Origin of the sequence: Streptomyces ovatisporus (genome assembly GCF_042653885.1) — a bacterium.
GTDB classification, from domain to species: domain Bacteria; phylum Actinomycetota; class Actinomycetes; order Streptomycetales; family Streptomycetaceae; genus Streptomyces; species Streptomyces ovatisporus.
The window spans coordinates 87,450-102,020 of record NZ_JBHSFH010000006.1; the positions used below are offsets into that span (position 1 = coordinate 87,450).

Annotated in this window: 13 protein-coding genes; 7 read left to right on the forward strand and 6 right to left on the reverse strand. The window is 72.5% G+C overall.

The window, feature by feature from the left end:
• Nucleotides 1-114 precede the first annotated feature (114 nt).
• The 3 genes from ACFPA8_RS11765 (at nucleotide 115) to ACFPA8_RS11775 (ending at nucleotide 2,838) form a co-directional block, all read left to right on the forward strand.
• Nucleotides 115-744 (forward strand): hypothetical protein, encoded by a 630-nt coding sequence (locus ACFPA8_RS11765; RefSeq protein ID WP_386446546.1) that lies wholly within the window; start codon nucleotides 115-117, stop codon nucleotides 742-744.
• Between the two features lie 120 nt (nucleotides 745-864).
• Nucleotides 865-1,059 (forward strand): hypothetical protein, encoded by a 195-nt coding sequence (locus ACFPA8_RS11770; protein WP_045862158.1) that lies wholly within the window; start codon nucleotides 865-867, stop codon nucleotides 1,057-1,059.
• Nucleotides 1,060-1,131: 72 nt separating this feature from the next.
• Nucleotides 1,132-2,838 (forward strand): hypothetical protein, encoded by a 1,707-nt coding sequence (locus ACFPA8_RS11775; RefSeq protein WP_386446548.1) that lies wholly within the window; start codon nucleotides 1,132-1,134, stop codon nucleotides 2,836-2,838.
• Here the strand turns inward: ACFPA8_RS11775 and yczR are convergent.
• Nucleotides 2,826-4,325, reverse strand: a complete 1,500-nt coding sequence (yczR, locus tag ACFPA8_RS11780; protein WP_386446551.1) for a MocR-like transcription factor YczR — start codon at nucleotides 4,323-4,325, stop codon at nucleotides 2,826-2,828. The two genes, ACFPA8_RS11775 and yczR, sit on opposite strands and share 13 nt — an antisense overlap.
• A gap of 160 nt (nucleotides 4,326-4,485) precedes the next feature.
• Here yczR and yczE point away from each other — a divergent pair, with 160 nt between their 5' ends.
• The 4 genes from yczE to ACFPA8_RS11800 all read left to right on the forward strand — a co-directional run bounded on the left by yczE (nucleotide 4,486) and on the right by ACFPA8_RS11800 (nucleotide 8,239).
• Nucleotides 4,486-5,217, forward strand: coding sequence for a membrane protein YczE (gene yczE / locus ACFPA8_RS11785; RefSeq protein ID WP_386446554.1), 732 nt, complete (start codon nucleotides 4,486-4,488; stop codon nucleotides 5,215-5,217).
• Between the two features lie 184 nt (nucleotides 5,218-5,401).
• The gene (locus tag ACFPA8_RS11790) at nucleotides 5,402-6,148 is read left to right on the forward strand and encodes a glycerophosphodiester phosphodiesterase family protein (RefSeq protein WP_386447626.1); all 747 of its coding nucleotides are present in this window, start codon (nucleotides 5,402-5,404) and stop codon (nucleotides 6,146-6,148) included.
• Between the two features lie 94 nt (nucleotides 6,149-6,242).
• Nucleotides 6,243-7,598: an MFS transporter gene (locus ACFPA8_RS11795; protein ID WP_386446557.1), complete on the forward strand. Its 1,356-nt coding sequence runs from the start codon at nucleotides 6,243-6,245 to the stop codon at nucleotides 7,596-7,598.
• Nucleotides 7,599-7,855: 257 nt separating this feature from the next.
• A complete protein-coding gene (locus ACFPA8_RS11800; RefSeq protein WP_028434437.1) occupies nucleotides 7,856-8,239 on the forward strand; it encodes an RNA polymerase-binding protein RbpA in 384 nt (127 codons plus the stop codon).
• Nucleotides 8,240-8,378: 139 nt separating this feature from the next.
• Here the strand turns inward: ACFPA8_RS11800 and fxsA are convergent, their stop codons facing one another.
• The 5 genes from fxsA to ACFPA8_RS11825 all read right to left on the reverse strand — a co-directional run bounded on the left by fxsA (nucleotide 8,379) and on the right by ACFPA8_RS11825 (nucleotide 14,483).
• On the reverse strand, nucleotides 8,379-9,032 hold the full coding sequence (gene fxsA, locus ACFPA8_RS11805; RefSeq protein ID WP_386446561.1) for an FxsA family membrane protein: 654 nt from the start codon (nucleotides 9,030-9,032) through the stop codon (nucleotides 8,379-8,381).
• 3 nt (nucleotides 9,033-9,035) lie between these two features.
• Nucleotides 9,036-9,806, reverse strand: coding sequence for a polyprenol monophosphomannose synthase (locus ACFPA8_RS11810; protein ID WP_386446564.1), 771 nt, complete (start codon nucleotides 9,804-9,806; stop codon nucleotides 9,036-9,038).
• Entirely contained in the window at nucleotides 9,803-11,677 is a 1,875-nt protein-coding gene (gene lnt / locus ACFPA8_RS11815) for an apolipoprotein N-acyltransferase (protein ID WP_386446567.1), read from the reverse strand. The genes ACFPA8_RS11810 and lnt overlap by 4 nt, the downstream gene beginning before the upstream one ends.
• A 667-nt stretch (nucleotides 11,678-12,344) precedes the next feature.
• Nucleotides 12,345-13,988: an amidohydrolase gene (locus ACFPA8_RS11820; protein ID WP_386446570.1), complete on the reverse strand. Its 1,644-nt coding sequence runs from the start codon at nucleotides 13,986-13,988 to the stop codon at nucleotides 12,345-12,347.
• A gap of 54 nt (nucleotides 13,989-14,042) precedes the next feature.
• The gene (locus ACFPA8_RS11825) at nucleotides 14,043-14,483 is read right to left on the reverse strand and encodes an Lrp/AsnC family transcriptional regulator (RefSeq protein WP_386446573.1); all 441 of its coding nucleotides are present in this window, start codon (nucleotides 14,481-14,483) and stop codon (nucleotides 14,043-14,045) included.
• Nucleotides 14,484-14,571: the final 88 nt, after the last annotated feature.

Consider the following 14,571-nt stretch of genomic DNA (forward strand, 5'->3'; position numbering starts at 1 on the left):
CTGACACCCCGGGGCCCGCGAGACCGCCATTCCGGCAGCCGGAACGCGGCTCACGGAGCGGTCGACGGGACGAGAACCACAGCCGGGGCACGACGCACCCAAGGAGACAGGCAGATGCGCGAGTTCGGCACGCCGCGCCGCGAGCAGCACACCGGGACCCGCCCCGCCGCCTGCGACGCGGAGACCGGCACGTACGGTGCGCAGACCCGCCGCACTCCCCGGCACCACCTCGCCCGTGCCGGACGTCTCGCCGTACGTTCCGCACTCGGGTTTCCACTCGCCCTCGCCGCCGTGCCGATGACCCTGCTCGGCGGCAGCGAACCCGCGGCACGTGCACAGCGTGCGGTGCTCCGGCGGTGGGGACCGGGGACGCTCCCCGAGCCGTACGGCAGAACGGGAGCGGCCCGGACGCTGCGTCACAGCGCCGTAGTCGCACTGCCTTCGGCTGTCTGCTTCGCGCTCGTCACGCTGTCAGCGGCAGTCGTCTTCTCCGGCTATCTGTACGGGTTCCGTCCGGACGCCTCCTACGGCTCCTTCGGGCACCCCTTCACCCCCGACCACGCCTTCGACCGGGCCTGGGGCGGACCGACGCTGGCAGGGGCCTGGGCCGTCCACGCGCTGATCGCGTTCGGCATCCACCTCGTCTGCCTGGTCACGGCCGGGTGGCTGACGGGCGTGCAGGACCGGGCCTCCGTGCGGCTGCTGGGCGGACGACAGGAGGGTTTTCCGGGGCCTGCGCACTGACACTCGCCGCAGACGGCCGAGGCGCGTGGGGCGAATCACCCGGTTGCCCGTTTCCCTGACTGTGTACTTTCTGTGAACCTGAAGGTACTCAGGGTGATGTCCCCTACATCAGGAGTCCCCATGATTCTCAGCATCTCCGGCGTCCTCCTGCTCGGCTTCATCATTTTCCTCTTCACCCGCAAGGACGGCCTGAAGTTCTCCCACGCGCTGGTCTGCGCGCTCTTCGGCTTCTACCTGGCGGGCACCGCCATCGCACCGAGCATCAAGGCGGGCGGGGCGAGCCTGGCCGGACTGCTCGGCGGCATCAAGTTCTGAAACGGCGGCGGCGAGGCCCTCGCCGCCGCACGAGCACAGGTTCCGCTTGGTTCCGCTTACTCAGGAGGTTCCGTGGCGCGTTGGCCGCTCCCCCGGCCGCGACGGGGTCCGGGCCCGGCGACGACCGGGCGGGCGCACAGCCTCGTACGCTCCGGCACCGACGGGGCACTCGACGTACTGCACCCTGTGATCACCCTCGTGCGGGGGCTCGGCCGGCTGGTCGTGCTGGCGGTGCGCTGGTGGTCGCGGACGCCGAAGGAACGCCGCGGGCCCGTCCTCTTCCTGCTGGGAGTGGGCGTGCTGGTGGTCGCGCTGATGCCGTGGGGGCCGGCGTTCGCCGTGGTCCTGGTGGTGGGCGCCGCGGCCTGGCAGGGCCGGGAGGGCGCGGGCGTGGGCGCCGACCCCAGCGAGGAGGAGAACGCACGGCTGCAGGCGGTCTACGAGGCGCTGGTCCCCCTCTTCACCCTGCCGGACGACCCGAACCCGCAGCCGCTGTTCGCCCATGACGGCAGCTGGGAACGGGCCTTCGACGAGATCGAATTCACCGGCGACGGACGTATCGGACGCCTCCTGCTCCGCTATCCCGCCCACTTCCGCGACAGCGACGCCGAGCTCCGCTTCGTCGTGGAACGCCTGCTGGGCGCCAAGTCGGGACGCGACCGCGAATACCGCTTCGTGTGGGACGAGGAGCGCAACGAGCTGGAGATGACCGTCCCTGAGCCGCTGCCCGAGGGCATCCGTGCGCAGCGTTTCGTGACGGGCCCCGGCGAGGTCGTCCTTGGCTTCACCGACGCCGATTCGGTGCACCGCAGAGTGCCCGTCACCGATGCCGGCCAGGCGCGAGACGTCCCGCCGGTGGTGTGGCGTACGGGCGCACGGGCGACGGAAGCGCACCTGCTGGTCGTCGGTGCGCCCGGGGCCGGCTCCACCACGCTGCTCCGTTCGGTGGTGCTCCAGGCTCTCGAACACGGGGACGTGCTGGTGGTCGACGGCAGCGGCTCCGGCGAGTACGCCTGCCTGGCGGGACGCGCCGGCGTCCTCGCCGTGGAGACGTCGCTGACGGGGGCGGTGGCGTGCGCGGAGTGGGCGGTGCACGAGACGGAACGGCGTCTGTCGGTGGCCGGCCGCGCCCGGCAGGCAGGGAACCTCGTCCCCGACGACGCGCGGCGGCCGCTGTGGGTGGTCCTCGACCGGCCTGCCGCGCTGAGCCACCTGGCCCGTACGGAGGGCCGGCGTGATCCGCTGGAGTTGCTTCAGGTGCCGCTGCGGCACGGACGGGCGGCGAACGTGACGGTCGTGGTGGCCGAGCACTTCGAGTGCGCCGACGAGCTGAACCAGGCCGTGCGCTCCTACAGCAGGGCCCGGGTGGTGCTCGGCACCGCCTCGCCCGAGGAGGCCTGGTCGGTGCTCGGTGTGGACGCCGTCTCCCCGCCCGGACCGCTCACGCCCCCGGGCCGTGGCTTCGCCCGGCTCGGTGCCGGGCCGGTTCTCCGGCTCCAGGTTCCCGCCACCCCAGATCCCCTCGACGACGCAGCGAATGAGGGCGAACGGCAGGCTGTCCTGCGGCTGTTGCCGCCCCCCGCGACTGGGCGGCCGGTGAGCGGACGGACCGATCAGCAGCCGGCGCCGGAAATGTCGGGGCCGCCTGCGCCTGCCGCACCGGCGGCTGCGCAGCCCGCCGTGCCGGCGGCGTCCGTACCGGAGAAGGCAGCCGCCGGCACGGCCGCTGCCGCCTCCGTAGCGGTCTCCGAGCAGCAGGCCGGCGTTCAGGCCACGTAGGTGCGGGGGACGTCGCCCTCGGGGACGGCGCCCGTCCTCACCAGGTCGGCGGCCTTCGCGAGGCGGGCGACTGCTTCGTCGACGAGCGGGTCGGCGACGGTGAAGAGCAACCGCACATAGCCCTCGAAGGCACCGTCCACGCCGAAGCGCGTCCCTGCGGGCACCCGGACCCCGATGCGCTCGCCGGCATCCGCGATCCGCGAGCCGGACAGCCCGCCCGTACGAGCCCACAGGGTCAGGCCGCCCCGCGGAACGGTGAACTCCCAGTCGGGCAGCCGGTCCCGCAGCGCGGCGACGAGCGCGTCACGGTTCTCCCGGGCCCGGGCGCGGCGCACCGCCACCGCCGCATCCCAGCCTTCGCCCGTCATCAGGCGGGCGACGGCGAGCTGTTCGAGGACGGGGCTGCCGAGGTCGGCGTAGACCCGGGCGGCGACGAGGCTGCGGATCACCTCGGGCGCCGCACGTACCCAGCCGATGCGCAGCCCCGCCCAGATGGCCTTGCTGACGGAGCCCACGGTGATGACCGCGGAGCCTCCGGGGTCGAACGCGGCGACGGGACGCGGGAGTTCGGCTCCTTCGTCGAGCGTCAGATCGGTCATGGACTCGTCCGCGACGAGGACCGTACCGGCCGCGCGGGCGGCTGCCACCAGATCACGCCGCTGGTCGTCCGTCGCGAGCGCGCCCGTGGGGTTGTGGTAGTCCGCGATGACGTACGCCATGCGGGGTGCTGCGTCCCGGAAGGCCTGCTGCCAGGCGGGCAGGTCCCAGCCCGCCGGCTCCGCGGCCATCGGCACCGGCACCAGACGGGCCCCTGCGTCCCGCAGAAGGTGCAGCACGTTGGCGTAGGAGGGGTGTTCGACGGCGACGCGTTCCCCGCGCGGGGTGAGGAGACGGGCGAGCGCGGCGACGGCACCCATCGCCCCGGTCGTGACCATGATCTGTTCGGGCATGGTCGGCACACCGCGCGCCGTGTACCGCTCGGCGAGCGCCTCCCGCAGTGCGGGCAGTCCGGCGGGGTAGTTGCCGTGGGTGTGGGTGTAGGGCGCGAGGTCGCTCACCGCGCCCCGGAAGGCGTCCGTCAGGTGGGGTTCGGGCGCCAGGAACGAGGCGCAGGCCAGGTCGATCACCGATCCGGCGGACTCGGGCGGCAGCGGTTCCAGCCCACGGGTGGGCAGCGGCTTCCCGGCGGGCACGGCCGTCCAGCTGCCCGAGCCGCGACGCGACGCGAGGAATCCGTCGTTGCGGAGCGCCTCGAAGGCGGCGGCCACGGTCGTACGGCTGACGCGCAGGGCCGTGGCCAGTTCGCGTTCGGCGGGGAGACGGGTGGCCACGGGCAAACGGCCCTCGAGTACGAGCAGGCGTACGCCGTCGGCCAGCGACCGGTACGCCGGCACGCGGTGACCGGCCTCGGCCGCGGTGGCGGCGCGCTGGGAGGCCAGCAGCCGGGCGAGCTGCGGCGCTCCGACAGCAGAGGTCCACTGCGCCATGATTTCGGTCCACCTTCCCCGGATTGGCCATGGATGTGGCCTGATCGACAGCTCCAGACTGCCACGCATGCACTCGTCGGCGCCAGCAGTCCCTCCCGGCCCGGGGCCGGGCCCGCAGGGACGCGGGGAGGCCGCAGATCACCGCGGAAAGGGGCCGGTCTTGTCCGTCTTCAGAGCAGTGCGGAACCCCGGCCGGGCAGCGCCCGGAAGGCCCCGCCGGTACGTCGGCCGCCGCCTGACGCAGCTCTACGCGGGACTGCTGCTGTACGGGGCGAGCGCCGGGCTGATGGTGCAGGCCGGACTCGGGCTCGATCCGTGGGACGTCCTGCACCAGGGCATCGCCGGGCGCACCGGCCTGTCGATCGGCGTCGTCGCGATCATCGCGAGCGCCGCGGTGCTGCTGCTGTGGGTGCCCCTGCGTCAGCGCCCGGGGCTGGGCACCGTCTCCAACGCCGTCCTCGTCGGAGTCGCCATGGACGGCACGATCGCCCTCGTCCCCGCGCCGGACGCGCTCGCGGCGCAGATCCCGCTGATGGTGGGCGCCGTCGTACTGAACGGCGCCGCCACCGGCCTCTACATCTCCGCACGCTTCGGCCCCGGCCCACGCGACGGGCTGATGACGGGGCTGCACCGGGTGACGGGCCGCTCGATCCGGCTCGTGCGCACGGGAATCGAGGTGACGGTCCTGGTCACCGGCCTGCTGCTGGGCGGCACGGCCGGTGTCGGCACCGTCCTCTACGCGCTCGCGATCGGGCCCCTCTCCCAGCTCTTCCTGCGGGTCTTCGCGGTACCCGGGCCCGCCGCGGCGCCCGTCCGCAGGGGCAGTCCGGCGGCGGACGGCGAAACTGTGCGCCCGCCCTCCCCCGCGACACCGCCCGAGCCCGGCGCCTGACGTACCGCACCGCACCCATGGGGACGCCGAGGCCTCCGCACCACCCCGTCGCCGTGCCGGGAACTCACCGCGCGATACTGCGGCGGTGACGAGCGCCGAGCACCCCGGCTCCCCCGGGCCCCCGCACCGCCCGCGCCCCGCACGCCGGGCGCCGCGGCATCCCTTCCTCGACCATCCGGCACCGCTGGCCTTCGCCCACCGCGGCGGCGCCGCCGACGGCCTGGAGAACACCTTCAGCGCCTTCGAGCGGGCCGTGCGGCTGGGCTACCGCTACCTGGAGACCGACGTCCACGCGACAGCCGACGGCCGGCTCGTCGCCTTCCACGACGCGACGCTGGAGCGGGTGACGGACGCACGGGGGGTGATCGGCGAGCTGACCTGGTCCGAGGTGCGGCAGGCGAACGTCGGCGGCCGTGAACCGCTGCCCCTCATGCGCGACCTGCTGCGGGCCTTCCCCCAGGCGCGGTGGAACATCGACGTCAAGTCCGAGGCCGCGCTCCTTCCGCTGCTCGAACTGCTCGCGGAGCAGGAGGCATGGGCGCGGGTGTGCGTGGGTTCCTTCGAGGAGTCCAGAGCGGCACGCGCCCAGGACCTCGCCGGACCGCGCCTGGCCACGTCGCTCGGCACACGCGGCGTGATACGTCTGCGGCTGCGCTCGTACGGTCTGCTCCCCGCCTGGGCGGTGCGGCGCAGCGCGGTGTGCGTGCAGGTCCCCGAACGTCACCACTCGGGGGTCGCAGTGGTCGACCGGGCCTTCGTCCGCGCGGCCCACGCCCGCCGGATGCAGGTGCACGTATGGACCGTCAACGAACGAGATCGGATGGGGGAGTTGCTCGACCTGGGAGTTGACGGCATTGTGACCGATCACATCGAGACACTGCGCGAAGTCCTCACCGAGCGGAACGCGTGGCTGCCCGGCCCTTCCCACTAGCCGGCCGCAGCACGCGTACGCCCGCCGCAGACGCGGACGGGGCGGGCGGCGCGTGCAGGTACCGGACCGGTGCCGCGGAAGCAGGGGGATTGCTGTGAGTGCAGTCGTGACCGACGCCGGAGCCGGGGACGGTACGGCCGAGCGCCGCCGCGAGCAGCGCGGCTGGTACTTCTACGACTGGGCGAACTCGGTCTTCTCCACCACGGTCCTCACCGTCTTCCTCGGGCCGTACCTGACCGGAATCGCCAAGGCGGCCGCGGACGCCGAGGGATTCGTGTACCCGCTGGGCATCCCGGTGCGGGCGGGCTCCTACTTCGCCTACGCGGTCTCCGCCTCCGTCCTGCTGTCGGTGCTGGTGATGCCGCTCGCGGGTGCGATAGCCGACCGTACGGGCCGCAAGAAGCCGATCCTCGGGGTGGCCGCCTACCTGGGTGCGGGGGCGACGTCCGGCATGTTCTTCCTGGAAGGGGAGCGCTATCTGCTGGGCGGGGCGCTGCTGGTGGTCGCGAACGTGGCCTTCGCGGTGGCCGTGGTGATCTACAACGCCTTCCTACCGCAGATCGCGGAACCCGAGGAGCGGGATGCCGTCTCCTCGCGCGGCTGGGCGTTCGGCTACGCGGCGGGCTCGATCGTCCTCGTCGGGAATCTGGCTCTCTTCCTCGGCCACGAGTCGCTGGGCGTCAGCGAAGGCTCGGCCGCACGCATCTGCATCGCCTCGGCGGGTGTGTGGTGGGCCGTCTTCACCGTCGTACCGCTGCTGCGGCTGCGGGAGCGGCCGGGAGCGGTGGCCGGCGAGCGCATCTCGCTGCTCAGCGGCTGGCGGCAGCTCGCCGGGACGGCGCGTGAACTGCGGCGCTACAGACTGACGATGCTCTTCCTGCTGGCGTATCTCGTCTACAACGACGGGGTGCAGACCGTCATCACTCAGGCGTCGGTCTTCGGCTCGGAGGAGCTGGGCCTGGACCAGACGACGCTCATCTCCGCGATCCTGCTCGTGCAGGTCCTGGCCGTGGCCGGGGCCCTGCTCATGGGGCGTCTCGCGCGGCGCTACGGGGCCAAGCGCACGATCCTGGGTTCCCTGGTGGCCTGGACGGCGACGGTCGCGGCGGGATACTTCCTGCCGGCGGAGGCACCGGTCTTCTTCTTCGTCCTGGCCGCCGGGATCGGGCTGGTCATGGGAGGCAGCCAGGCACTGTCGCGTTCGTTGTACTCGCAGCTGGTACCGGCCGGCAAGGAGGCCGAGTTCTTCTCGCTGTACGAGGTGAGCGACCGCGGTACGAGCTGGCTGGGACCGCTCGTGTTCGGTCTCGCCTATCAGCTGACGGAGAGCTACCGCGCCGCGATCATCTCTCTTGTCGTCTTCTTCGTTCTCGGTTTCGTCCTGCTGTTGCGGGTACCGGTGGAGCGGGCCGCGAAGGCGGCGGGGAACCCGTTGCCGGAGCGGATTTAGGACATGCGGCGGCGGCCCGGTAGTGTACGCCCTCGGCTCGCCGGATGGAGCGTTACTGCACGGCCGGGAGATGAGATCGCTGGGTGACATCTCCTGCCAGTTGTGACGAACCGGTCATTGGCGGGTATCACAAGAGCGGCACGACGGACGACGCATCTCCCGTTTCGGGAATCTTCACCGCCGACCGGACGTTGACCAGATGACGACGACAGCGACATACCTGTCCTGTGGGCGACAAGCCCGGGAGGCACGAATTCATGAGTGAGCGAGCTCTTCGCGGCACGCGACTCGTGGTGACCAGCTACGAGACCGACCGCGGTATCGACCTGGCACCGCGCCAGGCCGTGGAGTACGCATGTGAGAGCGGCCATCGCTTCGAGATGCCGTTCTCTGTAGAGGCCGAGATCCCGCCCGAGTGGGAGTGCAAGGTGTGCGGTGCACAGGCACTCCTCGTGGACGGCGAAGGACCGGAGGAGAAGAAGGGCAAACCCGCGCGTACGCACTGGGACATGCTCATGGAACGGCGCACCCGCGAGGAGCTCGAAGAGGTTCTCGCGGAGCGGCTGGCCGTGCTCCGGTCCGGCACGATGAATCTCGCGGTCCACCCGCGGGACGGAAACAACAAGCGCAAGTCCGCCTGACGGCTTGAAGCGCGGTCCGCAGAGCGTCGGACGCGCAGCGGCTCCGTGAACACGGACGCGGCCCGGTGACCATCTCGCATGGTTACCGGGCCGCGTGCTGCTGTACGGGCGCCTGCCGCGCCGCCATACGGGGCGCTCGTCAGTGTGCGGGCGGATCGTCGTCCCGCACGACTTTGCCCTCGACGACCTCACCCTCGACGATCTTTCCGTCCGGACGGTGGATGCGCATCTGTTCCTCCGCCTTGCGGGCCTGCTGGTAGGCGTCCCCGAAGCTGCCGGGCGCGAAGTCCGAGCGGCGCTCCAGGCGGCGCCGCGCGGTGCGGCGCATCAGCGCGGCGGTCGGCGGGAAGAGGCACAGCAGCCCGGCGACGTCGGAGACGACACCCGGCACCATGAGCAGCAGCCCGCCCAGCATCACGAGGGCGTTGCCTCCGCCTGCGCGGTCGCCGCGCTCGTGTGCCTCGCTCCGGGCTGCCCCGCCCGCGGCCTGGGACTGCGCCTGCTGCACGCGCTCGGAGAGCCTGCGCCAGGCTCTCCGCCCGGCGCGTTTGATGACGACGACTCCCACCACGAAACCCGCGACGAGCAGCCCGAGCACGGTCAGGCCGCCGGCCGCGTCCGCCACCAGCGTCAGCAGCCAGATCTCCAGCAGCGCCCATGCGGCCACGGCCAGCGGAAGGAACCTGCCGACGCGGGAGCGCCGAACGGGGTCACGTCCGCCGTTGGGGCCGGAGGCGTCGCCGCCCGGCTGCTCGCTGGAGGGCCCGTAGGGAAACGGTGCACGGCTCGTCATGGTTCAAGTGTGCCTGTGGCCCAGCAGTCGCTTCACCCGGCCCTGCACACCCCACACGGCGACCCGCCACAGCGCTTCCGTCGCGATGCTGCGGCTCATCTTGGAGTCGCCGCGCTCGCGCTCGACGAAGGTGATCGGCACTTCGACGACGTGGAATCCGGCTCTCACGGCCCGGTGGGCGAGGTCCACCTGGAAGCAGTACCCCTGGGAGGCCACGGCGTCGATTCCCAGGCCCTGAAGCGTCTCGCTGCGGAAGGCGCGGTAGCCGCCGGTGATGTCCCGCAGCGGGAGGTCGAGGAGCACTCTCGAGTAGAGGCTTCCGCCACGGGAGAGGACCTCGCGCGACCGCGGCCAGTTGACGACCCGTCCGCCGGGCACCCAGCGGGAACCGAGCACCAGGTCGGCGCCCTTCAGGGCGGTGAGCAGCCGGGGCAGCTCCTCGGGCTGGTGCGAGCCGTCGGCGTCCATCTCGACCAGCACGCCGTATCCGTGGTCGATGCCCCAGCGGAAGCCCGCGAGGTACGCGGCGCCGAGGCCCTCCTTGCCCTTGCGGTGGAGGACCTTGATGTGGTCGTCCCCGGCGGCCAGCTCGTCGGCGATCTTGCCGGTCCCGTCCGGGCTGTTGTCGTCGGCGACGAGGATGTGCGCTTCGGGGACGGCTTCACGGACGCGCGCAGTGACGGGCTCGATGTTGTCGGCCTCGTTGTAGGTCGGGATGATCACCAGAACACTGCCGAGCGGACCGAACCGCCGCCGCTCTCCGCCGTCCGTCACTGCTGCCCCTCTTGCTTCTGCCGTGCCTGCTGCGTCTGCTGCGCCTGCCGGCCGGGCCGGCTGCGCCCGGCGTACCAGGCTCCGGCGCAGGAGAGGACGCCCACCATAGCGAGCAGCCACTCCGGAGCGGCGCCGACGCGGTCGGCCAGCGTCGTGTCGTCGCGCAGGGGCAGTTCCGCGGTCAGGACGTCCCGCTCGAACTCCTGCGTGCGCTGCTGGATGGTGCCGTCGGGGGCGACGACGGCGCTGATGCCGCTGGGGGCGGCCGTGACGACGGCCCGGCCGTGCTCGACGGCGCGCAGCTTGGACATCACGAGCTGCTGCTCGGGCTGGCCCGTCCTGCCGTACGTGGCGTTGTTGGTCTGCACGACGAGGGCACGCGCGCCTGCGTTGACGGTGTCCCTGGGGATCTCGTCGTAGGCGACCTCGAAGCAGATCACGTCACCCAGACGGGCGGGGCCGGTCTGCAGCACGCCGGTCCGGTCGCCGGGCCAGAAGTCCCGGGGGATGCGCTGCAGCCGGGTGATGACCTTGCTGAGCTCGTCGCGGAAGGGCACGTACTCCCCGAAGGGGACGGGGTGCTGCTTCGTGTAGGAGGCGCCCGGCCCCTTCTTCGGGTCCCAGACGATCCCCTGGTTCTTCACGTAGCCCTCGCGGCTGGGGTGGTCGACGAGAGCGCCGACCAGGATGGGGACGCCGATCGCCTTCGCCGCCTGGTCGATGCGGTCGCCCGCCTCGGGCCACTTGTACGGGTCCAGGTCGGAGGAGTTCTCCGGCCAGATGACGAGCTCGGGCTGCTTCACCTTGCCGGCCTTCACCTTGCGGGCGAGGTCGAGCGTCGCATCGACGTGATTGTTGAGGATCTTCATGGGTCGCCCGAGGAACTCCATGCCGGGCTGCTGGACGTCGCCCTGGACCACGGCGATGTCGGCGGTGTCGTCGGCCGCGGTGGGCACGGGGACGGCGTATCCGGCACCGGTGACGGCGACGGCCAGCGTCAGCGAACCGAGGAACGGCACGAGGTTCGCGTAGCTGCGGAGGCCCGCCGGAACGGGAGTGCTGGAGTCGGGATCGGTGACGCGTTCCGACTGCACAGTGCGGCGCAGACCCCACAGCGCCAGGGCGGCCCCCGCGAGCGCGGTGCCGGTGAGAGCGGCGGCGAAGGTGACCAGCGGCGCGCCGCCGAGTGCGGCGAGCGGCGTGTAGGGCGAGCCGGTGTTGGCGAAGGCGATGCGGCCCCAGGGGAAACCACCGAAGGGAGCACGGTCGCGCGCCCACTCCTCGGCGACCCACAGGCAGGCGCCCCAGAGGGGCCACAGCGGAAGCCGTGACGTGGCGGCGAGAGCGGCGCCGAGCAGCAGAAGGAAGAGCCCTTCGAGGAAGGCGAGCCCCAACACCGCGTCCCAGCCCACTACATGGAGCCACTTGAGCAGGACGGTGAAGAACGGCCAGCCGAACGCGAAACCCGTCCATGCGCCCTGACGGACGGTGCGTCCCCGTGTGAGCAGGCTGAGCGCGGTCACGGCGAGGAGCGACAGCGGCCACAGGCCGTACGGAGGGAAGGCGAGGGCGAGAGCCACGCCGGCCACCACGGCGGCTGCCGTGCGGGGGGTCTCGCGCCGTATGAGGCCGCCGAGGCGCCGCAGACGCCCCGGCCGGGCGGAGCGTGCCGCGGATTCGCCGTGCGTCGCTTCAGCGGGCTCCGCGGTGGGCTGCTCCGCACGCGTGCCGGCGTCCGCGGTGCCGGAGCTGCTTCCGGCTTCCTCCTCCTGCAGGCTGCGGGGCTGCTGCGTCCCTTCGGGGGCGCCCGGCCGCTCGGCGGGCGGGCCGCCCGCGGCGGATGCGGCTGTGGTGTCGGAACCCGATGGCACGGTCGCGCCCTTCCTGCAGGTCGTGAGGTGGTGGTGTGACCGTATAACGCCCGGGCGTCACCGCGGGGCGTGGGTCGGCAATGCCATCGAGGAAAACGCGGACTGCGTGGGCTCGTACATCGCACGCGAGGCGGGGCGGATCAGCAGGGCCCCGGCGCCCCGGCCGGGCTCCGGCCGCCGTGCGCGGGATTCGCGGCATCGGCGCGGGGGTGGGCCACGGACGAGGGATCCTGGGGGTGCGGCGACGGCCGCTTCGGCGCGGGCGACGGGTCGGGGCCCGGTGCCCTTCGGGCCGACCTGGGACCCGCTGGCTGCGAGTCGACCGAGAGCCGTTGTCTACTGAGCATCCGGGCCCCACCCGGGTCGCACCTGCCGGCCAGCCTGAACCTTCCGCCCCCGTGCCGTGGGCGCTGGACCTGGCTCCCAGTGGTGGTGTCCCGGTGCGGTACACCACCCTCTGGCCCAGCGGCGTTCGACGACTGCGCGAGGGAGTGGCAAGCCGGACGTCCTGTGGTGGACCTGGCCGAACCTACCCGGCTGCGGGCGTCGGCTGTCAACAGCGACGCTACCTGCGGCGTTTCGCCGAATCAGCAGGTCAGTGCTGCGCGGGCAGCGCCGTGCCCAGCGGCTGAAGGGCCGGGACGCGCCTTCACATGACGCGCATACATCACTCGTTCGGGCGCCTGTAGACGGTACGTCCCGCCACCACTGTCCGCAGACAGACGGGCAGTTGGGCGCCCGGCGTGAGGTCGGGCAGGCCGGGGGTGCCCGAGCGGGGGTCGGTCGACCAGTTGGCGACCCGCGTATCGGGGGCCTGGACGATCAGTTCGCCGGTGCGCCAGAGCGCGTAGTCAGCCGGTGCGCCCGGAACGAGGACGCCCGCCTCGTCGTTGCCGGCCGCGCGCCACCCGCCACGGGTGTGTGCGGTGAAGGCGCCGCGTACGGAGATGCGGTGGCCGGGCGTGCGGTGGAAGGCGGCGGCGCGGATCGTGCCCCACGGGTCGAGCGGCGTGACAGGGCTGTCGGAGCCGAACGCCAGGGGCACGCCCGAACGCAGAAGCGCCGCAAGCGGGTTGAGAGTCGCGGCACGTGCCGTGCCGAGCCGCGTCGCGTACATGCCGTCCACGCCGCCCCATGCCGCGTCGAATGCGGGCTGCACCGATGCGGTGAGGGCGAACTCGGCGAATGCGGCGATGGTCGGCCCGGTGAGCATCTCGGCGTGCTCCACGCGGTGCCGGGCGGCGCGTACGCGGTCCGTTCCGACCTGTTCGGCGGCTGCGCGTACGCCCTCGGTCACGGCGGTGACGGCGGCGTCACCGATGGCGTGGAAGCCCGCCTGGAGACCGGCCTCTGTGCAGGCGGCGACGTGGGCGGCCACTGCGGCGGCGTCGAGGTAGCAGGCGCCCGTGTGCTCCGCGTCGGCGTATGGGGCGGACAGATGTGCGGTGTGCGAGCCGAGCGAGCCGTCGGCGAACAGATCGCCCGCCGCTCCGGCGGCTCCCAGGGCACGGACGCGGGCGGCGCCGGCGGCGGACGTCACGTGCTCCGCCCAGTAGCCGTGTACGCGGGGCCCGTCGAACTCGTCGGCCAGGGCGAGGAGAGCGGTGAAGTCGTCCTCGGAGGAGATCTCGGGGCCGGCGCACTCGTGCAGGGCTCCGATGCCGAGTGAGACGGCGTGTTCCAGCGCCGCCCGCTGGGCCTCGGCCCGGCGGGCGGCGGTCAGGGTGCCGTGGGCCCTGCCTCGCACGGCGTGGTGGGCGTCGCGGGTCAGCGGCTCACCGTCGGCGAAGCCCGTCAGACCGCGGACACCGGGGACGAGGTCGAGGAGCGCGGTCGTCACCAGCGCGGAGTGGGCGTCCGTGCGGGTGAGGTAGCACGGGCGGCCGCCGGTGGCCTCGTCGAGTTCGGCGCGGGTGGGGTGACGGCGCTCGGGCCAGGCCGTGCTGTCCCATCCGTGGCCCAGCAGGACGGTGTCGCCCGGGCGGGATGCGGCGTAGGCGCCGATGAGGGCGAGCGCCTCCTGAAGGGTGGGCACACCGCTCAGGTCGAGGCCGGTCAGCGCGAGCCCGGTCGCCGTGGTGTGCATATGTGCATCCGTGAATGCGGGGGTGACGAGAGCGCCGTCCAGCTGGACTGTCTCGTCGACGCCGTCGGCGAACGAGTCGGCGGCGCCTTCGGATCCGATCCAGGCGATGCGTCCGCCCTCGGTGACCATCGCCGTGGCGAAGGGGTCCGCGGGGCTGTGGATCTCGCCGCCGCGCAGCAGGACGGTGTGATTGTCGGGCTCACCGGGCCGGTTGCTCTCGCTCATGGCGACAGTCTCCCGTCCGTTCCTGCGCGGGGGCCGGGCGGGTCGGCAGTCGCGTCAGATCCGGGGAGGACGCGCCTCGTACGGCGTGGACAGTACGACCGTCGTGCGGGTGGACACCCCGGAGAGCGAGCGGATACGGGCGAGCAGGTGCTCGAGCTCGATGGGGGTGCCCACGCGCACCTTGAGGATGTAGTTCTCGTCGCCCGCCACGCTGTGGCAGGCCTCGATCTCCGGTACCTCCGCGAGGCGTTCGGAGATGTCGTCGGGCGCGCTCGGGTCGAACGGCTTGACGGAGATGAAAGCCGTCAGCGGAAGGCCGACCGCTTCGGGGTCGACGAGCGCGGTGTAGCCGCGGATCACTCCGCGCTGTTCGAGCCGGCGCACGCGCTGATGCACCGCCGATGTGGACAGGCCCGTGGCCCTTCCCAGATCGGTGTAGCTCATCCGCCCGTCCTTGACGAGCAGCTCGACGATTTGCCTGTCCACTTCCTCCACAGCACGTCAACCTACTGTGCCGCGCACGTTCAGGCACAGCGGGCGCATGGTGGAAGCCACGGGGGAGCACGCGGTGTGACCAAGGCCA

Bases quoted from the DNA above. Each gene is read 5' to 3' on its own strand.
- ACFPA8_RS11765 (WP_386446546.1), top strand. From the start codon at position 115: ATGCGCGAGTTCGGCACGCCGCGCCGCGAGCAGCACACCGGGACCCGC.
- ACFPA8_RS11770 (WP_045862158.1), top strand. From the start codon at position 865: ATGATTCTCAGCATCTCCGGCGTCCTCCTGCTCGGCTTCATCATTTTC.
- yczR (WP_386446551.1), bottom strand. From the start codon at position 4,325: ATGGCGCAGTGGACCTCTGCTGTCGGAGCGCCGCAGCTCGCCCGGCTG.
- ACFPA8_RS11800 (WP_028434437.1), top strand. From the start codon at position 7,856: ATGAGTGAGCGAGCTCTTCGCGGCACGCGACTCGTGGTGACCAGCTAC.
- fxsA (WP_386446561.1), bottom strand. From the start codon at position 9,032: ATGACGAGCCGTGCACCGTTTCCCTACGGGCCCTCCAGCGAGCAGCCG.
- ACFPA8_RS11820 (WP_386446570.1), bottom strand. From the start codon at position 13,988: ATGAGCGAGAGCAACCGGCCCGGTGAGCCCGACAATCACACCGTCCTG.